Origin of the sequence: Pseudomonas sp. UM16 (assembly GCF_050312595.1) — a bacterium.
Classification (GTDB): Bacteria; Pseudomonadota; Gammaproteobacteria; order Pseudomonadales; family Pseudomonadaceae; genus Aquipseudomonas.
The window spans coordinates 168,659-190,799 of the sequence record NZ_JBNPJT010000009.1; the positions used below are offsets into that span (position 1 = coordinate 168,659).

At 61.6% G+C, this 22,141-nt stretch carries 20 protein-coding genes; 11 read left to right on the forward strand and 9 right to left on the reverse strand.

Translation table 11 applies throughout. From position 1 onward, the window contains the following. The first annotated feature begins 6 nt into the window (after positions 1-6). The 7 genes from ACQRAX_RS12900 to ACQRAX_RS12930 all read left to right on the forward strand — a co-directional run bounded on the left by ACQRAX_RS12900 (position 7) and on the right by ACQRAX_RS12930 (position 7,484). Positions 7-1,113 (forward strand): mannuronate-specific alginate lyase, encoded by a 1,107-nt coding sequence (locus ACQRAX_RS12900; RefSeq protein WP_412039846.1) that lies wholly within the window; start codon positions 7-9, stop codon positions 1,111-1,113. 108 nt (positions 1,114-1,221) lie between these two features. Further along, positions 1,222-2,679: an MBOAT family O-acyltransferase gene (locus ACQRAX_RS12905; RefSeq protein ID WP_412039847.1), complete on the forward strand. Its 1,458-nt coding sequence runs from the start codon at positions 1,222-1,224 to the stop codon at positions 2,677-2,679. Positions 2,680-2,690: 11 nt separating this feature from the next. Then, entirely contained in the window at positions 2,691-3,848 is a 1,158-nt protein-coding gene (locus ACQRAX_RS12910; protein ID WP_412039848.1) for an alginate O-acetyltransferase, read from the forward strand. A gap of 13 nt (positions 3,849-3,861) precedes the next feature. Then, positions 3,862-4,518 (forward strand): alginate O-acetyltransferase AlgF, encoded by a 657-nt coding sequence (locus ACQRAX_RS12915; RefSeq protein ID WP_412039849.1) that lies wholly within the window; start codon positions 3,862-3,864, stop codon positions 4,516-4,518. Between the two features lie 33 nt (positions 4,519-4,551). Beyond that, a complete protein-coding gene (locus ACQRAX_RS12920; RefSeq protein WP_412039850.1) occupies positions 4,552-6,003 on the forward strand; it encodes a mannose-1-phosphate guanylyltransferase/mannose-6-phosphate isomerase in 1,452 nt (483 codons plus the stop codon). Positions 6,004-6,181: 178 nt separating this feature from the next. Continuing rightward, on the forward strand, positions 6,182-6,646 hold the full coding sequence (locus ACQRAX_RS12925; protein WP_412039851.1) for a multidrug transporter: 465 nt from the start codon (positions 6,182-6,184) through the stop codon (positions 6,644-6,646). 13 nt (positions 6,647-6,659) lie between these two features. Then, positions 6,660-7,484: an SDR family oxidoreductase gene (locus tag ACQRAX_RS12930; protein WP_412039852.1), complete on the forward strand. Its 825-nt coding sequence runs from the start codon at positions 6,660-6,662 to the stop codon at positions 7,482-7,484. Here ACQRAX_RS12930 and ACQRAX_RS12935 read toward each other — a convergent pair. The 4 genes from ACQRAX_RS12935 to ACQRAX_RS12950 form a co-directional block, all read right to left on the reverse strand. Then, positions 7,468-8,928: an efflux transporter outer membrane subunit gene (locus tag ACQRAX_RS12935; RefSeq protein ID WP_412039853.1), complete on the reverse strand. Its 1,461-nt coding sequence runs from the start codon at positions 8,926-8,928 to the stop codon at positions 7,468-7,470. The two genes, ACQRAX_RS12930 and ACQRAX_RS12935, sit on opposite strands and share 17 nt — an antisense overlap. Continuing rightward, a complete protein-coding gene (locus ACQRAX_RS12940) occupies positions 8,925-9,986 on the reverse strand; it encodes an HlyD family secretion protein (RefSeq protein ID WP_412039911.1) in 1,062 nt (353 codons plus the stop codon). Before ACQRAX_RS12940 ends, ACQRAX_RS12935 begins: the two co-directional genes overlap by 4 nt. A 31-nt stretch (positions 9,987-10,017) precedes the next feature. Further along, complete coding sequence (locus ACQRAX_RS12945) at positions 10,018-11,559, reverse strand: MFS transporter (RefSeq protein ID WP_412039854.1); 1,542 nt, start codon at positions 11,557-11,559, stop codon at positions 10,018-10,020. 109 nt (positions 11,560-11,668) lie between these two features. Further along, positions 11,669-12,574 (reverse strand): LysR family transcriptional regulator, encoded by a 906-nt coding sequence (locus ACQRAX_RS12950; protein WP_412039855.1) that lies wholly within the window; start codon positions 12,572-12,574, stop codon positions 11,669-11,671. 158 nt (positions 12,575-12,732) lie between these two features. On the opposite strand from ACQRAX_RS12950, the gene ACQRAX_RS12955 reads away from it, so the two are divergent. Further along, positions 12,733-13,173 carry a universal stress protein gene (locus tag ACQRAX_RS12955; RefSeq protein ID WP_412039856.1) on the forward strand — a complete coding sequence of 147 codons (441 nt, stop codon included), beginning with the start codon at positions 12,733-12,735 and terminating at the stop codon, positions 13,171-13,173. A gap of 36 nt (positions 13,174-13,209) precedes the next feature. Here the strand turns inward: ACQRAX_RS12955 and ACQRAX_RS12960 are convergent, their stop codons facing one another. The 4 genes from ACQRAX_RS12960 to ACQRAX_RS12975 are packed head-to-tail and all read right to left on the reverse strand — an operon-like array spanning position 13,210 to position 17,987. After that, positions 13,210-14,076 carry an efflux RND transporter periplasmic adaptor subunit gene (locus ACQRAX_RS12960; protein WP_412039857.1) on the reverse strand — a complete coding sequence of 289 codons (867 nt, stop codon included), beginning with the start codon at positions 14,074-14,076 and terminating at the stop codon, positions 13,210-13,212. 11 nt (positions 14,077-14,087) lie between these two features. Beyond that, positions 14,088-14,288 carry a DUF1656 domain-containing protein gene (locus ACQRAX_RS12965; protein WP_038607063.1) on the reverse strand — a complete coding sequence of 67 codons (201 nt, stop codon included), beginning with the start codon at positions 14,286-14,288 and terminating at the stop codon, positions 14,088-14,090. Continuing rightward, positions 14,278-16,464, reverse strand: coding sequence for an FUSC family protein (locus ACQRAX_RS12970; RefSeq protein ID WP_412039858.1), 2,187 nt, complete (start codon positions 16,462-16,464; stop codon positions 14,278-14,280). Before ACQRAX_RS12970 ends, ACQRAX_RS12965 begins: the two co-directional genes overlap by 11 nt. Next, positions 16,461-17,987 (reverse strand): efflux transporter outer membrane subunit, encoded by a 1,527-nt coding sequence (locus ACQRAX_RS12975; protein WP_412039859.1) that lies wholly within the window; start codon positions 17,985-17,987, stop codon positions 16,461-16,463. Before ACQRAX_RS12975 ends, ACQRAX_RS12970 begins: the two co-directional genes overlap by 4 nt. Before the next feature lie 186 nt (positions 17,988-18,173). Between ACQRAX_RS12975 and ACQRAX_RS12980 the strand changes: the two genes are divergently transcribed. Beyond that, on the forward strand, positions 18,174-19,121 hold the full coding sequence (locus ACQRAX_RS12980; protein WP_412039860.1) for a LysR family transcriptional regulator: 948 nt from the start codon (positions 18,174-18,176) through the stop codon (positions 19,119-19,121). Between the two features lie 73 nt (positions 19,122-19,194). Further along, positions 19,195-20,166, forward strand: coding sequence for a 2-hydroxyacid dehydrogenase (locus ACQRAX_RS12985; RefSeq protein WP_412039861.1), 972 nt, complete (start codon positions 19,195-19,197; stop codon positions 20,164-20,166). Between the two features lie 53 nt (positions 20,167-20,219). On the opposite strand, the gene ACQRAX_RS12990 is transcribed toward ACQRAX_RS12985, so the two are convergent. Then, positions 20,220-21,122, reverse strand: a complete 903-nt coding sequence (locus tag ACQRAX_RS12990) for a DMT family transporter (protein WP_412039862.1) — start codon at positions 21,120-21,122, stop codon at positions 20,220-20,222. A gap of 137 nt (positions 21,123-21,259) precedes the next feature. Between ACQRAX_RS12990 and ACQRAX_RS12995 the strand changes: the two genes are divergently transcribed. Then, positions 21,260-22,135 (forward strand): helix-turn-helix domain-containing protein, encoded by an 876-nt coding sequence (locus ACQRAX_RS12995; RefSeq protein ID WP_412039863.1) that lies wholly within the window; start codon positions 21,260-21,262, stop codon positions 22,133-22,135. Positions 22,136-22,141 lie beyond the last annotated feature (6 nt).

Sequence of the window (22,141 nt, forward strand, 5' to 3'; positions counted from 1 at the left end):
GCGCACATGAACAGACTCAACAAGATCGCCGCTCCTACCCTGCTCGCCCTGGCCTTGTTCGGCCCGGCCGCGCAGGCTGCCGGGCTAGTGCCGCCACAGGGTTACTACGCCGGTATCGAAAAGCTCAAGAGCGGCCCCAGCGACTACAAATGCGAAGCCATTCCCAAGCCGTACACCGGCAAGCTGCAGTTTCGCAGCAAGTACGAAGGCTCGGACAAGGCCCGTGCGACCCTGAACAAGGACTCGGAAAAGGCCTTCCGCGAATCCACCGCGAGCATCACTACGCTGGAGCGCGGGGTCAGTAAGCAGGTCATGCAATACATGCGCGATGGCCGCCCGCAGCAGCTCGATTGCGCCCTGGCGTGGCTGGGTAGCTGGGCCCGCGCCGATGCGCTGATGTCCACCGACTACAACCACACCGGCAAGTCCATGCGCAAATGGGCGCTGGGCAGTCTGAGCGCGTCGTGGCTGCACTTGAAGTTCTCCAACTCCATGCCGCTGGCCGCGCACCAACAGGAAGCCGAGCAGATCGAGAAATGGTTCGCGCGCCTGGCCGATCAAGTGGTCAAGGACTGGAGCGATCTGCCCCTTGAGAAGATCAACAACCACTCCTACTGGGCTGCCTGGTCAGTCATGGCGACTGCCGTGGCCACCGACCGCCGCGACCTGTTCGACTGGTCGGTGAAGGAATACCGGGTTGCTGCCAACCAGGTCGATGCCCAGGGCTTCTTGCCCAATGAGCTCAAGCGCAAACAGCGCGCCCTGGCTTACCACAACTACGCCCTGCCGCCGCTGGCGATGATCGCCAGCTTCGCCCAAGTCAACGGCGTTGATGTACGTCCGGAAAACAACGGTGCGCTCAAGCGTCTGGGTGAGCGGGTGCTGTCCGGGTCGAAAGACCCAAGCCCGTTCAAGGCCAAGAACGGTGAAAAGCAGGACATGGACGATCTCAAGATCGACAGCAAATACGCCTGGCTCGAACCCTGGTGCAGCCTCTACCGCTGCAGCGCCGATGAGCTGGAGCGCAAGCGCGACATGCAGCCGTTCAAGAGTTTCCGTCTCGGCGGCGACCTGACCCGGGTCTATGACCCTCAGGCCGAACAGAAAAAGTAAGGCTCACTGCTCCCACAGGGTTAGTCAGTTTGGTTGCCTCCGGTGGTTTTCCACGGGGGGTTTGGGGGGCTGCTGCCCCGATATGGATAACGACAAGGAGAGATCGGGATGGTGTTCTCGTCCAATGTGTTTCTGTTCCTGTTCCTGCCGATCTTTCTCGGCTTGTACTACTTGAGCGGGCAACGCTATCGCAACGCCCTGTTGCTGCTGGCAAGCTACATCTTCTACGCCTGGTGGCGAGTGGACTTCCTGGCGTTGTTTGCCGGAGTCACCCTATGGAACTACTGGATCGGCCTGAAAGTCGGTGCCGCCGGTGTGCGCACCAAACCAGCACAACGCTGGCTGCTGCTTGGGGTCGCGGTCGACCTGTGCATCCTCGGCTACTTCAAGTACGCCAACTTCGGTGTCGACAGCATCAACGCGATCATGACCTCGTTCGGTCTTGAGCCGTTCATCCTCACCCACGTGCTGTTGCCGATCGGCATCTCGTTCTACATCTTCGAGTCGATCAGCTACATCATCGACGTCTACCGCGGCGACACCCCGGCTACACGCAACCTGATCGACTTTGCCGCGTTCGTGGCGATCTTCCCGCACCTGATCGCCGGTCCTGTGCTGCGTTTCAAGGACCTGGCCGACCAGTTCAACCATCGCACCCACACCCTGGACAAGTTCTCCGAAGGCTGTACGCGGTTCATGCAGGGCTTTATCAAAAAGGTATTCATTGCCGACACCCTGGCCGTGGTCGCCGACCATTGCTTCGCCCTGCAGAACCCGACTACCGGTGACGCCTGGCTCGGTGCCCTGGCCTACACCGCACAGCTGTACTTCGACTTCTCCGGCTACAGCGACATGGCCATCGGCCTGGGCTTGATGATGGGTTTCCGCTTCATGGAAAACTTCAAGCAACCGTACATCAGCCAGTCGATCACCGAGTTCTGGCGGCGCTGGCACATCAGCCTGTCGACCTGGCTGCGCGACTACCTGTACATCACTCTCGGAGGCAACCGTGGCGGCACCCTCGCCACCTACCGCAACCTGTTCCTGACCATGCTCCTCGGTGGTCTGTGGCACGGCGCCAACTTCACCTACATCATCTGGGGTGCCTGGCACGGCATGTGGCTGGCCATCGAGCGAGCCCTGGGCCTGGACACCAACCCGCAGCGCTTCAACCCGATCAAGTGGGCCTTCACCTTCCTCCTGGTGGTGGTCGGCTGGGTGATCTTCCGCGCCGAAAACCTCGACGTCGCCGGACGGATGTACGGCGCCATGTTCAGCTTCGGTGACTGGCAGCTGTCCGAGCTCAACCGCGCCAACCTGACCAGCCTGCAGATGGCAACGCTGGCAGTGGCCTACGCGACCCTGGCGTTCTTTGGCTTGCGCGACTTCTACCGCAACGCCAAGCCCGCGCCCAAAGCCAGCCCGGTGGCGGTGCATGCCGACGGCAGCCTGAGCCTGGACTGGGGCCTATACGCCAGCCGCGCACTGGTATTGCTGTTGTTCGTCGCCTCGATCCTCAAGCTCTCGGCACAAAGCTACTCGCCGTTTCTCTACTTCCAGTTCTGAGTGAGCCGACCATGACCCGATCATTACGCAAACTCTACTCCGTGTTGTTCATGCTCTTGCTGCTGGGCCTTGGCCTGTGGTCGCTGGGCGGTTTGGGCAGCTTCCAGCGCACCGCGCAGATGAGCGTGCTCGACGGCAAACTGGCAAAGGCCGCCGAGACGCACTACGACGAGCAGTTCCCGCTCAAGCGCATCGCCACCAACCTGTGGGCGGCGCTGGACTTCAAACTGTTCAACGAAGGCCGTCCAGGGGTAGTCCTGGGCCGCGAGCAGTGGCTGTTCAGCGACGAGGAGTTCAAGCCGGTCGCCAACAGCGATCAGTTCGAGCAGGAAAACCTGGCACTGATCCGTGGTGTGCGCGACACCTTGCAGCAGCGCGGCGTGCAACTGGTGTTGGCCATCGTGCCGGCCAAGGCACGCCTGTACAGCGAATACCTGGGCGAGCAGACCCCGGCCAGCCTGCACGGTGACCTGTACAACGAGTTCCATGCTCAGGCCCGTCAAGCTGGCGTGTTTGCCCCGGACCTGCTGGCGCCACTAACGACAGCCAAAACCCGTGGCCAGTTGTTCCTGCGCACCGACACCCACTGGACGCCAATGGGTGCCGAGGTGGTTGCCCAGCACCTGGCCGAAGCCGTCAACCGCCAGAACCTGCTCAGCGGCGAGCCGCAGCAGTTCATCACCGAGCAGCGTCAGAGCGCACCGTACAAGGGTGACCTGACCAACTTCCTGCCGCTCGACCCACTGTTCAGCAACCTGCTGCCAGCACCGGACACCTTGCAGCAACGCAGCACCCGACCGGCCCAAGCGCCAGCAGAAAGTGGCGATGCGCTGTTCGCCGACAACGAAATCCCGGTGGCGCTGGTCGGTACCAGCTACAGCGCCAACCCCAACTGGAACTTCCTCGGCGCCCTGCAGCAGGCCTTGCGCAGCGACGTGGTCAATTACGCCGAAGACGGCCATGGCCCGCTGTTGCCGATGCTCAAGTACCTCAAGAGCGACGCCTTCAAAGACAGCGCCCCACAGGTGCTGATCTGGGAGTTCCCGGAACGCTATCTGCCAATGAAGAACGACCTCAGCGACTTCGACCCGCAGTGGATCGCTGAACTGAAGAAAACCCGAACTGCCAACCAAGACCTGGCTCTGTCGTCCACCCGGACGCAAAACTGAAGAGGAAACATCCATGACCTTGCACACTACCAAGCACCGCATCGCCAAAGCCTGCGCCCTGGCCGCAGGTCTGAGTCTGCTCTCCCTGCAGGCCTTCGCCGGCGCCGACGCCGCACTGTATGGCCCCAGCGCGCCGAAAGGTTCGAGCTTCGTGCGCATTTACAACGCCAGCAACCAAACGGTCAGCGCCAGCGTCGGTAACACCCAGATCACCGACGTGGCGGCTCAGGCCAGCAGCGACTTCAGCTTCATGCCGCAGGGCGACTACAGCGCCAAGCTCGGCAGCCAGAGCGTGCCGGTCAAGCTCGCCTCCGATCACTACTACACCCTGGTCAACAACGCCTCGGGCCAGCCGCAACTGGTCGAGGAGCCGCCGTTCAAGAACAAACAGAAATCCCTGGTGCGGGTGCAGAACCTCAGCGACCAGGCCCTGACCCTGAAAACCGCCGACGGCAAGACCGAAGTGGTCAAGCCGGTAGCCGCCAAGGCCCGTGGCGAGCGTGAGATCAACCCGGTCAAGGTCAGCCTGGCCCTGTATGAAGGCGACAAAAAAGTCAGCGATCTGAAGCCGGTGGCTCTGGAGCGCGGCGAAGCAGCGGTGCTTTACGTCACCGGATCCGGCAGCAACCTGTCGCCGGTCTGGGTCAAGCGCCCGGTATCGACCCGTTAATCAACTGCCTCTTTCAATCTTCGGAGAACACTCATGATTCCAGTCATCCTGTCCGGCGGTAGCGGTTCGCGTCTGTGGCCCTTGTCGCGCAAACAGTTCCCTAAACAGTTCCTGGCCCTGACCGGTGAACACACCTTGTTCCAACAAACCATTGAGCGCCTGGTGTTCGAAGGCATGGACACGCCACTGGTGGTCTGCAACAAGGACCACAAGTTCATCGTCAACGAGCAACTGAGCAACCTGAAGCTACAAACCCAGGGCATCCTGCTCGAACCTTTCGGTCGCAATACCGCTCCGGCGGTGGCACTGGCGGCAATGAAACTGGTCAATGAAGGCCGTGACGAGCTGATGCTGGTGCTCCCGGCCGACCATGTGATCGACGACCAGAAAGCCCTGCAACGTGCCCTGGCCCTGGCCACCGTGGCGGCCGAACGTGGCGAGATGGTGCTGTTCGGCGTGCCGGCGACCAAACCGGAAACCGGTTATGGCTACATCAAATCAAGCCAGGACGCACTGCTGCCCGAAGGTGTCAGCCGGGTTGCCCAGTTCGTTGAAAAGCCCGATGAGAAGCGCGCCAAGGAGTTCGTCCAGGCCGGTGGTTACTTCTGGAACAGCGGCATGTTCCTGTTCCGTGCCAGCCGCTTCCTCGAAGAGCTGAAAAAGCATGATCCGGACATCTACGACACCTGCCTGCTGACCCTGGAACGCAGCGTCGAAGATGGCGACAGCCTGAGCATCGACGATGCCACCTTCGCCTGCTGCCCGGACAACTCCATCGACTACGCGGTGATGGAAAAGACCCAGCGCGCCTGCGTGGTGCCGCTGAGTGCCGGCTGGAGCGATGTCGGTTGCTGGTCGTCGCTGTGGGACGTGCACGAAAAAGACACCAACGGCAACGTCACCAAAGGTGATGTAGTGGTCCAGGACAGCCGCAACTGCATGATCCATGGCAACGGCAAACTGGTGTCGGTGATTGGTCTTGAGAACATCGTTGTGGTCGAGACCAAAGACGCCATGATGATTGCCCACAAGGACAAGGTCCAGGGCGTCAAGCAACTGGTCAACACCCTCAACGAACAGGGCCGCAGTGAAACCCAGAACCACTGTGAAGTGTACCGGCCGTGGGGCTCCTACGACTCGGTGGACATGGGGGGGCGCTTCCAGGTCAAACACATCACGGTCAAGCCGGGCGCCTGCCTGTCGCTGCAGATGCACCACCACCGTGCCGAGCACTGGATCGTGGTGTCGGGCACCGCCGAAGTGACCTGCGACGAGAACGTGTTCCTGCTCACCGAAAACCAGTCCACCTACATCCCGATCGCCTCGGTGCACCGCCTGCGCAACCCGGGCAAGATCCCGCTGGAGATCATCGAAGTGCAGTCGGGTAGCTACCTGGGTGAAGACGATATCGAGCGTTTCGAAGATATCTATGGCCGCTCGACGCCGCTTGAGCGTGGGATTTCGATCAAAACCATCGCGCAGTAACCCCGGGGCTGGTTTAAAGCCCTTCGCCGGCAAGGCCGGCTCCTACAAATTCTGTGTCCGGTTCAGCATTTGAGTCTGACAAAGATCACTGTAGGGGCCGGCCTTGCCGGCGATGTTTTTTGAGGGCAGGCATTTTTACGGTTAGGATGAAAACACACCCGCACACAAGGCTGTGTTCATGCTTATCGGCGCTTTTCTCGTCCTCACCTGGCTGGTCCTGCTACTGCGCTACCCGGCCAAAGCCCTGCCCATTTCCCTGTCGGCACTCTTCGGCCTGGGACTGGTGGCGCTCTGGGTGATCTGGCAAGACAACCGCGAAACCCGCCAACTGGCCCGCCTGGACCTGCGTCTAACCTACGCTCCTGACAGTTGCCCGGCCGATCGCCCCCTGCACGTGCACATGAAAAACGGCAACGACGTGCCCTTGCAAACATTGCGCTGGCGTGTAGCGGCTTATGCGCCAGGCGATAGCGTCAACCTCAGCGAAAATACCTACGGTGCACCGCGCTATCGTGGCCCAGGTGATCTGCAACCTGGAACCGAATGGAGTGATTGCCTGCCCTTACCTCCCTTGCGCTCGGGTTATCGCCCGCAATCCCTGGAGTTCAGGGCCGAACAGCTGCGCGGCAACTTTTCCAACTAACGAAGGATCGTCCATGCCCATCGTCCTCATCACAGGTTGTTCCAGCGGTATTGGCCGCGCCCTGGCCGACTGTTTCAAACAGGCCGGCCATGAGGTCTGGGCCACAGCGCGTAAAGCCGAAGATGTAGCGCGCCTGCAGTCGGCCGGTTTTACCGGACGACAGCTGGACGTCAACGACGCCCAGGCCCTGCAACGCTTGAGTGCGCAAATCGAATCGGCCCATGGTGGCCTCGACATCCTCATCAACAACGCCGGCTACGGCGCCATGGGCCCACTGCTCGATGGTGGCGTCGAGGCCATGCAGCGCCAGTTCGAAACCAACGTATTTGCCCTGGTCGGGGTCACTCGTGCGCTGTTCCCGGCGTTGCGTCGCAATAAGGGCTTGGTGGTGAACATCGGCAGCGTTTCCGGTGTGCTGGTCACGCCATTTGCCGGGGCTTACTGCGCCTCGAAAGCCGCCGTGCATGCCCTGAGCGATGCCCTGCGTCTGGAGCTGGCGCCGATGGGCATCCGCGTCATGGAGGTGCAACCGGGCGCCATTGCCACGCAGTTTGCCGACAATGCCCAGACTCAGGCGGAACAGGTGCTGGCCGCCGACTCACCGTGGTGGCCGTTGCGCGAACAGATTCACGCCCGTGCTCGCGCCTCTCAAGATCGCCCAACGTCGGCTACGGATTTCGCCCAAGGCCTGCTCGCCGCTGTGCAAAAACAGCCTACGCCAGCATTGGTGCGCCTGGGCAACGGCAGCCGTGCGCTGCCGTTGATGGCCCGCTGGCTGCCGCGCATGCTCCTGGACAGCGTGCTGAAAAAGCGCTTCGGCCTTAGTCGCCCGTTGTAACGGCTGCGGTCATTGCCGGATCGAAGGCCTGCCAGCCACCGCCCAGCGCCTTGTACAAACCCACCAAGGCCTGGGACACGCTCGCGGAGCTCTCCACCCATTGCTCCTCGCTGGCCAGCAAGGCGCCCTGGACGCTGAGTACATTGAGGAAATCCACTGCGCCTTCAACGTATTGTTGCTGCGCCGTCTGCAGGGCAATGCGGTTTTGCCGCACGGCTTCGGCCAACAGGTCGCGGCGCAACTGACTGGCGTTATACAGACGCAGCACATCGTCGATTTCATGCCAGGCGCGCAGTACCACCTGCTGATAGTGCAAGGCCGCTTCCTGCTGCTGCGCTTCACGTAACTGGAGCACGCCACGCAGTCGTCCACCGTCGAAGATCGGCAGGCTCAACTGCGGCCCGATGCCGAAACGGCGCGAATCCCACCCACCAAAGTCGGACAACTGCAGCGCTTGAAAGCCAACGTTGCCTGACAGCCGAATGCTCGGATAGAAATCCGCCTTGGCCACACCGATGCTGGCGGTGGCTGCGTGCAATTGGGCGGCAGCCTGAAGGATGTCCGGACGGCGCTCGGCCAGTTCCGAGGGCACACCAATAGCAAAGCGTCGCTGCGGCGCTGGCATGGCACCCGGCGCCAACAGTTCAGCCTGCAAGCTACGCGGCGGTTCGGCCAGCAACAGGCTCAAGGCGTTGATCAATTGCGCCTGGCGTTCCTCCAAGGTGGGCTGGCGTGCTTCGATCGAAGCCACTTGCGCACTGGCCTGGGCCACGTCCAGGGCCGTGGCGACACCATCGCGCAAACGCATTTGTGACAGGCGCAAACTATGGCGCGAGACCTCAAGGTTTTCCTGCGTCACCGCCAGGGTACTCTGCACCGCACGCAGCTGAATGTAATTGCCCGCCGTCTCGGCCAGCAACGACAACAGCACGCCCCGACGGTCATTCTCGGCGACCTCCACTACTGCGTCGGCGGCTTCGACTTGCCGCCTTACCCGCCCCCACAAATCCAGCTCCCAGCTGGCAGTCAGATCCCCTTGCCACAAGTTGAAGGCTGACTTGCCGCCCTCACCGGACGGATCATTGAGGCCTTGCGCGCTGTTGCGGGCGCGGCTGTAGCCGGTGCCGAGATCGACGGCTGGGGTCTGCTCTGAGGCGATGCTGCTGCGCAAGGCTCGGCTTTGCAGTAGACGTGCACTGGCGATCTGCAAGTCGAGGTTGCGCTGACTGGCACGCTCGATCAGCGCACTGAGCTTGGCGTCATGAAAGTCCTCCCACCAGCGTTGCTGCAGCGGTTCGGCCAGGGCCTGGCTTGGCGCGGGTTTCTCCTGCAGGGGTGCCCAACTGGCAGGTGCCTGGCTGGAAGGTTGGTGAAAATCCGGGCCCAGGGTACAACCGGCCAACACGCTCAACAGCAAGGGGCATAAAGCGAACGCAGGTTTCATCGGCTGCTGACCTCGTTGCCCGCGGCCAATTTGGCACGCGTGTCGATGGTTGCCACCACCGACATGCCCACGCGCAGTCGCTGGAGCAAAGGCTGATCGGCATCGAAGACGATCTTCACCGGAATGCGCTGCACGACCTTGGTGAAATTACCGGTGGCATTGTCCGGTTTGACCGCAGCAAAGGTGACGCCCGTCGCCGGAGCGATACTTTCAACGTGCCCCTTCAGGTACTCATCGGCAAAGGTATCAACACGGATCTGCACCGGTTGCCCAGGCTGTACATGAGTCAGCTGGGTTTCCTGGAAATTACCGAGCACATAAGCGTGTGCCAACGGCACCACCGATAGCAGTTTCGCCCCCGGATTGACGTAGGCGCCGACCCGCAGCGCGCGCTCGCCGACCATGCCGTCGATGGGTGCCACAATGCGGGTGTAAGACAGGTCCAGATGCGCCCGTTCCAGGCTCGCCTGGGCATGCTTCAAACCGCCTTCGGCACTGTCCACTTGCGCGCTGAGAATATCCACTTGCTTGCGCGCAGCAGCCAGCGCCGCGTGTGAATTGCTCAGCCGCGCGCTGGCCTGATCAACCCGGCTGCGTGCCTGCTGAGCGTTTTGCACAGTACCGGCGCCCTGCTCGGCCAAGCGGCTGTGGCGTGTCAACTCATGGTTGGCGAACGCCAATTCAGCCTGATTGGCGTTTACCGCCGCCTGCGCCTGGGCGATCAGCGAGGCCTGCCGTTCGAGGGTAGCCCGGGCATTGTGCTGCTGCGCAGTGGACATCAACAGTTGCGCCTGCGCCGCCGCCAGGGCGGCCTGATAGTCACGGTCGTCAATCAGCGCCAGCACTTGCCCGGCCTTGACCTGCTGGTTGTCGTCGACCAGCACTTGTTTGATGAAGCCCGCCACCTTCGGCGCAACCACCGTGTAGTCAGCTGAAACATAGGCATCGTTGGTGCTCTGCTCGCTGGTGCCACCCAGCAACAGCGGTACACAGAGGCCAGCCAGGCCGGCAAGCACCAGCGCGGCCACGATCAAGGCGGTTTTTCGATGAGTCGTTATTGTCGTCATGTGTATCTCTCAGAACAGGTACCTAGGCCACCGCACGTGGTGGATAGATTCGGGTAGGGACAAAAGGAATCAGCAGGATCAAGGCGCCGGCGAGCACCGCCATGCACAGGTAGAGGTCAGCCGAGGTCAGCACCAGGGCTTGCTCGTGAATGCGTTTGGCCAGGCCGGGCGCCGCGCTGTCGGCCAACGGCGAGTTGCCCAGGTTGTCGACCAGCACGTTGGAATGAAAATGGCGACGCAGCGTAGTCAGGGCTTCAAGTAAACCGGTGGCAACCACCGAGGCCAGGCCTTTGACGGTGTTGAACCAGGCGGAAGCGAACGGGCCGTCCTGCGGGCTCATGCCGCCAGTGGCAAGCATCAGCAACGGCAACACGGCCATCGGTTGACCGAAGATATGCAGCATCTGCAGCAGGTAGAAGTTGTCGCGAATCCACACGCTGGTGAGCTGACTGCCGAGCGCGCAGGACAGCGCCAACATGCCCAGGCCGATGGCCAGGACCCAACGGCAATCCACTGCCCGGATGTTGCACAAGGCGGCGGTCAGTGGCAGCGCGAGCAACTGTGGCAGCGCCACCAGCAGCATCAGCGGCGCGGTCTGCGCCGGGCGATAACCCTGGATCTGGGCAAGGTAACTGGAGGGAATGAGGATCGCCGCAGTCAGCACGATCAACACCCCGAACAGCGTCACCAACGCGTGGGTAAGGTTGCGGGTCTTGAGCATCTGCAGCTTGAAGAACGGCAGTGGCTCGGACCATTCGTTGCACAGGAACACCACCAGCAGCACCAGACCACCGCCCAGCAACCAACAAATCAGCGGCGAGTCGAACCAACCCAGGCGATCGCCCAGGGTCAGGCCGATCACCAGCGAGCAGATCGCCGGTAAACCGAACAGCACGCCACGCCAGTCGAACTGCTTGAAACGCTCCAGGCGCAGCGGGTCCTGCGGCAGGCCCCAGGCCACGCAGGCCATGGCCAGCAACGACGGCACAATGATCTGCCAGAATGCCCATTGCCAACCGACGTACTCCGTCCACAAACCTGCCAACGGCGTGCCCAGGTTGGGCCCGAAGGTGGCCGTCAGGGCATAGCCGGCGAGGCCATAGACCTTGATCCCCGGCGGTAGAAAACGCAGGGCGACACTCATCAGCATCGGTGGCAACGCGCCCGACGCCAGGCCCTGCAAAATGCGCAGCAGCATCAGGCTGGAAAGATTCGGAGCATAGGGTTGCAACAGCCCCAACAGGGCAAAGGCACTGATCGCGCAGAGGGTGAAGCGGCGCAGGGAAAAGGTCACTGCCAGCCACGGCGAGAAGGCCATGGCCGAGACCGAGGCGGCGGCATACACGGCAATCAGCCAGGCGCCTTCATCGGCACCAATGAACATGGCGCCACGGATGTCGGCCAGCGAAGCCTTGGTGACCATCTCATTAAGGCCGGCACAAAGCACCGCCAGCAACACCCCCAATAACCCGACCACGATCCGCAGGCCAAATACTGCAGGCGTTGCGGGGCTGGCCACAGGCACGGGCGCGACAGCAGAGGGCTGCGCGGTTAACGAACTCATTGAAGACATCTCCGGGGGGAACAACTACCGGCAGAAGTCTATGAAGCGGCAATGATGACGAAAACTGACATATTGGCAGTTTACGAGTGCAGCAAACGCAATCCTGGCGTCAAAGGCTCTCGCTACAGCAGGCCTTGAGTGTCTGGCGCAGCCAGCGGTGGGCCGGATCGTTGTCAAAACGCGGGTGCCAGGCCTGCATCACCGTCACCCGCTCCATCGGCAGCGGAATACGGAACGAACGCAGCGGCAGGCCGAGCTTGGTCACACTGGTAAGAATGTTGGCCGGCATTGGCAGCAACAGGTCGGAGTCGGGCAGGGAAAACATCGCCGAGTGAAAGCTTGGGGTGATCAACGCGACGTGGCGTTGCACCTTGTAGTTGGCCAGTTCCAGATCGATTGGGCCATTGGCGCGGCCGCGGCGCGACACGCTGATCTGCGGGTAGGCGGCAAAGCGCTCTGGGGTGATAGGCTCGTCGAAAATCGGGTGATCCTGGCGCGCCAAGCCGACATAGATAGTGTTGAACAGGCTCTGCACCTTGATTTCCGGCCCCAGGTCGATGGTCGAGCTGACAATCAGGTCGTTGCGCCCATCGCGCAAAATCGAGTCGTCATCACCGCCACTTTCCGGCACGAAGCGCAGCACCGTACGTGGTGCTTGCTCATGCATGGTGCGCAGCAACTGCGCGCCATACAGGGCAATAAACAGGTCATTGGTGCGAATGCTGAAGGTCCGCTCCAGGGTGGCCAACTCCACTTCCTCACGGCTGCGAAACACCAGCCCGGCCTGCTCGACCAGCGCCCGCACCTGCTCGTGCAAGGCCAGCGCCCGTGGCGTCGGCACCAGGCCGCGACCGGCGCGGACCAGGATCGGATCACCGATGGCCTCGCGGATACGCCCCAAAGTCCGGCTCATGGCTGCCGGGCTCAGGTTCATGCGCCGCGCGGCGCCGACCACACTGCCTTCATCGAGCAAAGCGTCGAGGGCGACCAACAGGTTCATATCCGGGATCTGCATTGCCAGGTATCCAAGGGGTCAGAAAGGATAATGTTACCAGCTTGGCAGCCACGTCCACGTTGCGCCAGACACAACTACACAGTGCATGGCAGGCCATTTATCTGCGCCGAGCGTTGGCCAACAATGCTCGGCTCGACTTCGTTTTCGTGGAGCCCTGCATGCTCAGCCCCGTCTTGATCGCCATTGATGGCTCCAGCGCCTCGGAAGGTTTGCTGGAGCTTGCACAGCAATACTGTCAACCGGCCAATCACCGCTTGCATGTGGTGCTGGCCATCGACAGCGCGTTTGCCTTGGACCGTGTGACAGCCTTTGAACAGCAGGAGTACCCGGCGGCTACTGACGAACAGCGCCATGCCAGCCAAGCCATGCAGCAAGCCCTGCAACGGTTGGTGACGCTGGGTTTCGAGAGTGAGGGCAAACTGCTTCAGGGCGAACCGGTGGCGGTGATTGTCAGTGAAGCCCGCAGGCTTGATTGTGCCTTGATCATCATGGGCCACCGCCACCTGAACCGCCTGGGGCGCTTGCTGGATCCGTCGATCAGCAACAAAGTCATCGATCAGATGAGCTGCCCTGTGTTGGTCGATTCCCGGCACGTCTGAAGCACATCGCCGGCAAGGCCGGCTACAGTGGCCCCCCTACCCCTGATCTTTTGCTGGCTTGACCACCACGGTGCAGGTCGTCCCCGCTGCCAGCAAAAAGCCTTCCGGCACTTCATCGATATGAATGCGCACCGGCACCCGCTGAGCCAGGCGCACCCAGTTGAAGGTCGGGTTGACGTCGGCAATCAGCTCGCGGCTTTGCGGGTTGTCGCGGTCGTAGATGCCGCGGGAAATACTCTCCACATGCCCCTTGAGCACCTCGCCGCTCATCATCTGCAGGTCCGCCTGATCGCCGACTTTCACATGCGGCAGCTTGGTCTCTTCGAAAAAGCCGTAGACCCAGAAGGAATCCTTGTCGACTACCGCCATCTTCGGCTCACCGGTGCGCGCGTAGTCCCCCCGATGGACGTTGAGGTTGGTCACATAGCCGTCAACGGTGGCAAGAATTCGGGTGCGCTTAAGATCAAGCTCGGCAGCGGCCAGTTGCGCCTGAGCATGCTGATAATCCGCCAGGGCCGAATTGGCAATGTTGCTGGCGTCGTCGCGGTTCTCGCGGGAGATCACCAGGTTGTCCATGTCGGCGCGCCGATGGGCGTTGACCTTACGCATTTCCCAGGTGGCCTTGCGTGAAGCGACCAGAGCCTGGGCCTGTTTGACCGCCACTTCATAATGCTCAGGATCGATCTGCAGCAGCACATCGCCCTTCTTCACCAACTGGTTATCGCGTACCGGCACATCAACCACATAGCCCGGTACATCGGCGGCAACGTTGATGATGTCTGCGCGCACCCGCCCGTCCCGGGTCCAGGGCGTGTTCATGTAGTGCACCCAGAGCTGGCGGCCGATCACCACGGCAGCAGCCAGCACGAGCAAGGTGGCGATCAGGCTGAAAAACTTTTTCATCAACAGGGGTCTCAACGGTAGAGAGTCAGGGCCATGGAACCGAACAGGCAAATAAACAGACACAGGCGCAACAGCGCCGGATGCCAGAAAAACCGGTAGCCGTCATAGCTTGCGATGAATCGGTCCAGGCCCCAGGCGAGCCCGGCGGCGAACAGGAACATCAAGGTCATGGTCGGCATGTAGACGCCGTGGAAGGCGATTTCACGAGGCATGGGGCTGTCCTTGAGCCGGGGCCAGGGCGGCCAGCGGCGACTGGGGGTCGAGCAGCGAAGTACGGATGAAGTGCAGGTAGCTCTGCACACGACGCAGGGCTGAGGTATCGAAGTGCCGGGCAAAAGGTTCGTCGGTGGCCAGCACGCGGCTGATGGCATGGTCTACGGCTACCAAAGCACGCTCGTGGTTGCTCGCACTCGGTTGCAGGAACAGGCGCGTCAGCGCTCGGCCCATGACCCGGATTGCCTGGCGCCAGGGCTGCGACTCGGCGTAACACGGATGCACCGGCAAAATCGCCTGCTCCTTACGCAGTTCAATGATCGCGTGCCCCACCTCAAGCACCAGCAACATCCAGCGCAGCAGGTTGCTCTGCACCATCGGTTTACCGGCAGCCAAGCCATAGGCCTGGTGCAGCAAGTCACGGGTGCGGCTTTCGAAGGCCGAACCGAGACCCCGCAGGCGACCGCTGATGGCGAACAGTACCTGGCTGCGCAAATCCTGCTCCAGGCGACTCCACAACCAGCGGCTGTTGGGCGGCAGAATGATCGCCCCGGCCGCGGCGCACACCAGCATGCCGATGACCATGGCGATGTAGTCGTTGATGAAGTTGTAGGGGTTGTAGACGGTCAGGTTGTCCGGCACGGAGCCGGTGGCAAAGAAGATCAGCAGCCCCAAGCCAACGCCGGCGTAGGCAGGGCGCGAAGCGAGGAAGGCACCGAACACGAACACCGGCGCCAGGACCAGGCACAGCAAGGGAAAGCCATCGATCCAGGGGAACACGAAGAAGGTTTCAAAAAAGCCGACGAAGGCGCCGAACAAGGTCCCACAGGCCATTTGAAAAGACATTCGCTTGGGGTTTGGCGAGGCCGCCGACAGCCCTACAGTGGCGGCCGCAATCAGGGTCATCATCGCCCCGCTCGGCCAAGCTGTAGCGATCCAGAAGCTGCCCAGCACCAGCAAAATGAACGAGGCCCGCACTCCCGCCGCCAACGACACCATCCAGTTGGTCTGCGCTACATAGGGCTCGTCCCACTGCTCGCGGGCATGGTTGTGCTCGGCCAGCGAAGCGTGAGTCAGCGCATAGCTGGACAGGTCATCGACAAAGCGATAAAGCAGTTCGTAAGCGGTGTGAAAGTCCAGCAGGTCAGCATCGCTCGGTCCACTCTCGACATAAGCGGCACGCAAGCTGCGCACCCGCTCCGGCAAGCCTTCCTTGTAGGCGGCCAGTTGCTCGGCCAAGCGTGCGGCATCGGCGCTGGTCAACGCCCGACCAGCATAGCCTTCGAGTAGATCGGCCAGCGCGTTGAGGCCCGGTTCGATCGCCGGGACGATCTGCAACGGACCGCGCAGGCGCAAGCGCTCAAGCAACTGGTGCAAGGCGTTGAAGCGCGTGGTGATGGCCATGAACTCGCTGTTCATGCGCCCCAGCCGGCCATTGCGGCGGCGCATGTGCGGATCTTCGAAGGCGGTGACGTTGCGCAGGCTTTCCAGGCCCACTGCTTCGGCGATGAAACGCACGTTGCTGCTTTCAAAGCGGTCGCGCTGGCTGTCGCCGCGCAAGCCTTCGATAACGAATCCGGCGAACACACCGAAGCGCTGATACAGGGCATTGCGCATCGCCGCGCCCGCTGACTGAGGCAGGATCGCGGCGCTGACCAGGGTTGACACCAGAATCCCCAGAGAGATTTCCAGCACCCGCCAGACCGCCGCCATAAACGCCCCATCGGGGTGTTGCAAGGCCGGCAGGCCGACCATCGCGGCGGTGTAACCGGCAAGTACAAAGCCGTAGGCCTGGAAGGTCCGATAGCGCATGGCACCGGCTGAACACAGGCCCACCCAGATCGCCAGGCTCGGCAGGAACAGTTCGGTGTTCTGTGGAAACAATGCAATCAGCGCGACCATCATCGACGAGCCGGCCAGCGTCCCCAGCAGTCGCCAAAAGCTCTTGGCAAAGACATGCCCGCTCTGCGGTTGCATGACGATGAACACAGTGATCATCGCCGTGCGCGGCTGCGGCAACTCCAGGCGCATGGCCAGCCACAACGTCAGAAACGCCGCGCTGAGGACTTTGAAGATGTAGACCCAGGTCACCCCGTCTGTGCGCGCCCACTCAAAGAAACCACGGCGCCACTCAAGGGTTGCCAGCCAGCGAAACGGTAGTGTCAGTGCGCTCATTCGGCGTGGCTCGGTTTATCGAAAATCGCCAGGGTTGCCGGGGTTTTCGGCGCCTGCTGTTTATCTTCGCCCGGTACGTCCTCACCGGCGCCCAAACCGCCACCCAAGGCGGTGACCAGTTCGGCATGCGCCGTCAAACGCGCGGCCTGCACTTGCTGCTGGATTTGTTGCTGGCGAAACAGCAGGGTTTGCGCATTGAGCACGTTGAGATAATCGGTCAGCCCGCGCTGGAAGGCGATCATGGCGATGTCATAAGTCTTCTGCGCCGAGGCCACCGACTCGGCGGCAAAGTGCTGTTGCTCGTTCATCGACTCACGGCGAATCAACTGATCGGAAATGCCCTTGAGCGCCTCGACCACGGTCTGGTTGTAGCGCGCCACGGCAATGTCATAACCGGCCGAAGCGACGCCCAGTTGCGAGCGCAGGCGACCGCCGTCGAACACCGGCAGGCTGATGGCCGGGCCGACGTTGTAGTTGAATTTGCGCCCAGTGAGAAATTCCAGTGGACCACCGCCAGTGGCCATGAAGCCAAGCCCGCCAACCAGGTCGACGTTGGGGAAAAACCCGGCATGGGCAACGTCGATACCGCGCGCTTGGGCGGCGACTTGCCAACGGCTGGCGACCACATCAGGACGCTGGCCGACCAGCTCGGCAGGCAAGGCCGAGGGTAATTTCAAAGCGGCACCGAGGGCCAGTTGTGGACGCTGCAGTTGCGCCCCCTGCCCTGGGCCTTTGCCCGCCAGGGCCGCCAACTGGTTACGCGCCAGAGCAATTTCTTCGTTCAGGGCATCGAGCTGGCGATGGGTTTCCGGCAGCGGGGTCTGCGCCTGACTGACTTCAAAATGAGTGCCAATGCCACCGGCCAGACGGCGTTCGGCAAGGGCCAGGATCTGCTCCTGCTGCTCAAGCTCAGCCTTGACAATATCGCGCTGGGCAAAGTGCAGGGACAGCTGGATATACACCTTGACGATGTTGTTCTGCAGCTCCAGCTGCGCCTGGCGCAATTGCGCCGCGCTCATGTGGGCCATGTCCACGGCCTGCTCGCTGGCATTGCGTTCGCGGCCCCAAAGGTCCAGGGCATAACTGAAGCCAAGGGCGGCGTTGTTGTCCCAAGTGTTAGCCCCCGACAACGCGCCCGGCCCATAGAACTGATCTTCAGGCCAGTTGTGGCGCTTGAGTGTCGACTCGCCGTTGACCTGCAGTTTCTCGGCCGATTCGACCACCCCGGCCATGGCCTTGGCCTCGCGTACACGAGCGGCGGCCATGGCCATGCTCGGGCTGTTGCTGACGGCCAGGGCGATCCAGCGATCGAGTTGTGGATCGCCATAGGCGCGCCACCACTGCTGCTCAGGCCAGTGGGCATCACGGGCGGCCTCGCGGATCGCCTCGTCGGTAGTCAGGGTATTGGCTTGCAGCGTCTTGCTTTGCGGGGTGATGCCCCAAGTTCCGATACAGCCGCTCAAGGTCAAGCTAAAGGCACAGGCACTGAGCGCATTGAGCGCTCTGATGATGCGACGCGGCACAGCTGCGAATTCCCGACGTAAAAGGTGGATGACGCTTGGAGACGCAATTCTAGGGGGCAGCTGCACTGGCGATAAGCGTGTATTACTGCGAATCTTTGTTACGAAAACAGCGATAATCCGGCTTTAGTCTGAAGACCGCCTCGGTTACTTCATGTCACAATTTGTCGTCTACTTTGAGAGCGACCCATGGACACCCTGCAAAACATGCGTGCTTTTAGTTGCGTGGCGCAAGTCGGCAGCTTTACTGCCGCCGCTGTGCAACTGGATACGACCACCGCCAACGTCTCGCGGGCGGTTTCCAATCTTGAAGCCCATCTGCAAACGCGCCTGCTCAACCGCACCACCCGCCGCATTGCCCTGACCGAAGCCGGTAAGCGTTACCTGATGCGCTGCGAACAGATCCTCACCTATGTCGAGGAAGCCGAAGCCGAGGCCAGCGACGCTCATGCCCGCCCCGCCGGACAGTTGAAGGTGCACTCGATGACGGGTGTCGGCCAGCATTTCGTCATTGATGCCATCGCCCGGTACCGCGAAACCCACCCGGACGTAACCTTCGACCTAACCATGGCCAACCGCGTGCCGGACCTGCTCGACGAGGGATATGACGTGTCCATCGTGCTGGCCAGCGAACTGCCGGACTCGGGCTTTGTTTCCCAGCGTTTGGGGATTACCTACAGCATCGTCTGCGCCTCGCCTGACTACGTCAGTCGCCATGGTGTTGCGCACAAGCCCAGCGACCTGCTCAACCACGCCTGCCTGCGCATGGTCAGCCCAGTGATCCCCCTGGAAAAGTGGCTGTTCGACGGGCCGGAAGGCCAGGAGGTGGTCAACATTACCCAGGCACCGTTCCAGGTGAACTCGGCCGATGCGATGAAAACCGCGATCCGCAGTGGTATGGGTGTCGGTGTTTTGCCGATCTATTCGGCCATAGAAGGGCTGCGCGATGGCTCGTTGGTACGGGTGATGCCCGATTACCGTTTGCAGGAACTGAACCTGTACGCGATCTACCCGTCACGCCAGTACCTGGATGCCAAGATCAAGACCTGGGTCGAGTACTTGCGCAACTCGTTGCCGGAAATCCTCGCCGCCCACGAGGCCGACCTCAAGACCCACGAATTGCTCATCGCCAACTGAAATCTTGCTGCACAGAGGCGGTGGAGAATGATAGCGTGCTACCCATTCTCCACCGCCCGCAGAGATTTCGCCGATGAAAAAGACTGTCCTTGCCTTCAGCCGCATCACCCCGGCGATGGTCGAACGCCTGCAGCAAGACTTCAATGTGATCGTGCCGAACCCCAAGCTCGGCGATATCAGTGCGCAGTTCAATGAAGCGTTGCCCGAGGCCCATGGCCTGATCGGCGTTGGTCGCAAGCTTGGCGAGGCGCAGCTGGCCAATGCCAGTAAGTTGGAGGTGGTATCGAGTGTGTCGGTGGGCTATGACAACTACGACCTGAACTACTTCAATGAGCGCGGCATTGCCCTGACCAATACCCCTGACGTGCTCACTGAAAGCACCGCCGACCTTGGCTTCGCCCTACTCATGGGCTGCGCCCGGCGCGTCGCCGAACTCGATGCCTGGACTAAGGCTGGGCAATGGCAAGGCACCGTCGGCCCGGCGCAGTTTGGCAGCGATGTGCATGGTAAAACCCTGGGTATCGTCGGTTTGGGCAACATCGGTGCGGCCATTGCCCGTCGTGGTCGCTTTGGCTTTAACATGCCGATTATCTACAGCGGCAACACGCGCAAGACAGCGCTGGAACAGGAGCTCGGTGCCCAGTTCCGCAGCCTCGACCAACTGCTCGCTGAAGCTGACTTCGTTTGCCTGGTGGTACCGTTGGGTGCGCAAACCAAACACCTGATCAGCAGCCGTGAGTTGAAGCTGATGAAATCCAGCGCGTTTCTGATCAACGTTTCGCGCGGCCCGGTGGTCGATGAAGCTGCTCTGGTTGAAGCGCTGCGCGATGGCACCCTTCGCGGTGCCGGGCTGGACGTCTACGAGAAAGAGCCGCTGGCCGAATCGCCACTGTTCCAGCTGCCCAATGCCCTGACCCTGCCCCACGTTGGCTCAGCCACCGCCGAAACCCGTGATGACATGGCCAATCGGGCGATGGATAACCTGCGCAGTGCCCTGCTCGGCGAGCGCCCGCGCGACCTGGTCAACCCGCAGGTATGGAAGTAAACACTCCCTTGTAGGAGCCGGCCTTGCCGGCGATGAGGCCCCACAGCCGACAGTTACCTCAAGGCCACCGCAGGTGTAACAACCTTGGCCTTGGGTTTCCTGAACACCAGCACATTGCCCAGCATCACCAGCACCAGGCCAAACAGTGCCGGCGCTGTCCACTGATAGCCCTCATAGAACGCCGAGACATTCAACGCCACCAACGGGAACAGCACGGTGCAATAAGCCGCCCGCTCCGGCCCCATGCGCCCAACCAACGTCAGGTAGGCGGTAAAGCCGATCACCGACCCCGGAACCACCAGATACAGCAACGACCCGATGTAGCGCGAATTCCACTCCATTTCGAAAGGAATGCCGATGAATAAGCAGTACATCGCGAGCATTCCGGCACCGTAAAGCATGCCCCAGGCATTGGTGGTCATCGGCCGCAAGCCGGCCTTCTGTTGCAAGCTGGAGAGCATGTTGCCTGCCGAGAAGCACAGGGTGCCCAACAGCGCCAAGGCCAAGCCAATCAGCGTTTCACGGCTCGCCGCGTGTCCCGACAGTTCCGGCCAGAACAGCAAGCCTAGCCCGCCCAACCCTAACGCGCCGCCACCAAGAACATTGGCGGCGATCTTTTGGCCGAAAAACACCCGAGCATTAAGCGCATTCCACAAAGTCGCCGTGGAGAACACCACCGCGATCAGACCGCTGGGAATCCATTGGCTGGCAGTCAGAAAACACATGAAGTTGACGCAAAACAGACACAAGCCCTGCGCCAGGCAGATGCCATGGCCGCGCCGGTTCATCGGCTGCAGGCGACGACTGAGCAGGAGGATGGCGAACAAAATCAATCCGGCCAAGGCAAAACGGTAGACGATCGACACGGGGATGGCGACCACACCCAATTGTAGTTTCAGGGCGATCCAGGTGGTGCCCCAGATCAATACAGTCAGCAGGTACAACGACAGGTTCATGGCAGCGCTCCTCGCATCCAGGCCACCAGTCTCCTGCCGGTTGGGCGGTATGCGCTTGCACATTCTTGCGCTTTTGCGTTGCCCGCTACTGCCAGGCATTGTCCAGCGGAGTAGGATGACCACCAGAGGTATCGATCATGAATCCGTTGGACCAGCTGCACGTTTTCAAAGCCATGCACGACTCGCCCCATGCTCGCCTGGAACACAGCGCGCACCTGGGTGACGGCCTGGCCGCAGCCCTATGGAACAACCGCCACGATGCCCGCGACTACGAAGCGCCAAGCCATCACACCCTGTCCTGCTACATTGCCGACGGCACCGGCACCTTCCGCCGCGAGCAACCCGCGCACAAAGGCGCGCCGAACAAGCTGTGCATCATGCCGGCCGGCTCGGCGTCCAACTGGGTGGTCAACGGCTCGATTCGCCTGGCGCACCTGTACATCAGCCAGGAGCAATTCGCTCTCGGTTGCGTCAACCTGCTCGACCGCGAACCGCGTGAACTGCAATTGCAGGAAGCGACCTTCCTTGACGATCCCGAGCAAGCCCGGCGTTTTCGTCAACTGATCGCGCTGAACTGGGACGAACCGGGCGAGCGCCTGTTGACCAGCACCCTGGCCCACGAAATTCTCGATCACGCCGTGCTCAGCCAGGTCGGGCTGCGCCAGGGCTTACGCCTCAAAGGTGGTTTGGCCGCACATCAGCGCCGGCAGTTGAGTGATTACATCGAAGGGCGTCTGGACCAGCCCTTGAGCCTGGGTCAGTTGGCGGCGTTGTGTAACCTGTCCGAATACCACTTTGCGCGGATGTTCCGCGAAAGCTTCGGCCTACCGCCACATCAGTACCTGTTGGCCCGGCGCCTGGCCATGGCCCGTCAGTTGCTGCGTTATGGCGAGCTGCCCTTGGGTGAAGTCGCGCTGCAGTGCGGCTTTGCCAGCGCCAGCCACTTCAGCAACCGCTTCCGCCAGGCCCTGGGGGCCACACCTGGCGCCTATCGCGCAGCCTTCAGGCGCTAGCACCGC

Coding starts and splice junctions, on each gene's coding strand:
- ACQRAX_RS12900 (WP_412039846.1), top strand. CDS start 7: ATGAACAGACTCAACAAGATCGCCGCTCCTACCCTGCTCGCCCTGGCC.
- ACQRAX_RS12905 (WP_412039847.1), top strand. CDS start 1,222: ATGGTGTTCTCGTCCAATGTGTTTCTGTTCCTGTTCCTGCCGATCTTT.
- ACQRAX_RS12910 (WP_412039848.1), top strand. CDS start 2,691: ATGACCCGATCATTACGCAAACTCTACTCCGTGTTGTTCATGCTCTTG.
- ACQRAX_RS12915 (WP_412039849.1), top strand. CDS start 3,862: ATGACCTTGCACACTACCAAGCACCGCATCGCCAAAGCCTGCGCCCTG.
- ACQRAX_RS12920 (WP_412039850.1), top strand. CDS start 4,552: ATGATTCCAGTCATCCTGTCCGGCGGTAGCGGTTCGCGTCTGTGGCCC.
- ACQRAX_RS12925 (WP_412039851.1), top strand. CDS start 6,182: ATGCTTATCGGCGCTTTTCTCGTCCTCACCTGGCTGGTCCTGCTACTG.
- ACQRAX_RS12930 (WP_412039852.1), top strand. CDS start 6,660: ATGCCCATCGTCCTCATCACAGGTTGTTCCAGCGGTATTGGCCGCGCC.
- ACQRAX_RS12935 (WP_412039853.1), bottom strand. CDS start 8,928: ATGAAACCTGCGTTCGCTTTATGCCCCTTGCTGTTGAGCGTGTTGGCC.
- ACQRAX_RS12945 (WP_412039854.1), bottom strand. CDS start 11,559: ATGAGTTCGTTAACCGCGCAGCCCTCTGCTGTCGCGCCCGTGCCTGTG.
- ACQRAX_RS12950 (WP_412039855.1), bottom strand. CDS start 12,574: ATGCAGATCCCGGATATGAACCTGTTGGTCGCCCTCGACGCTTTGCTC.
- ACQRAX_RS12955 (WP_412039856.1), top strand. CDS start 12,733: ATGCTCAGCCCCGTCTTGATCGCCATTGATGGCTCCAGCGCCTCGGAA.
- ACQRAX_RS12960 (WP_412039857.1), bottom strand. CDS start 14,076: ATGAAAAAGTTTTTCAGCCTGATCGCCACCTTGCTCGTGCTGGCTGCT.
- ACQRAX_RS12965 (WP_038607063.1), bottom strand. CDS start 14,288: ATGCCTCGTGAAATCGCCTTCCACGGCGTCTACATGCCGACCATGACC.
- ACQRAX_RS12970 (WP_412039858.1), bottom strand. CDS start 16,464: ATGAGCGCACTGACACTACCGTTTCGCTGGCTGGCAACCCTTGAGTGG.
- ACQRAX_RS12980 (WP_412039860.1), top strand. CDS start 18,174: ATGGACACCCTGCAAAACATGCGTGCTTTTAGTTGCGTGGCGCAAGTC.
- ACQRAX_RS12985 (WP_412039861.1), top strand. CDS start 19,195: ATGAAAAAGACTGTCCTTGCCTTCAGCCGCATCACCCCGGCGATGGTC.
- ACQRAX_RS12990 (WP_412039862.1), bottom strand. CDS start 21,122: ATGAACCTGTCGTTGTACCTGCTGACTGTATTGATCTGGGGCACCACC.
- ACQRAX_RS12995 (WP_412039863.1), top strand. CDS start 21,260: ATGAATCCGTTGGACCAGCTGCACGTTTTCAAAGCCATGCACGACTCG.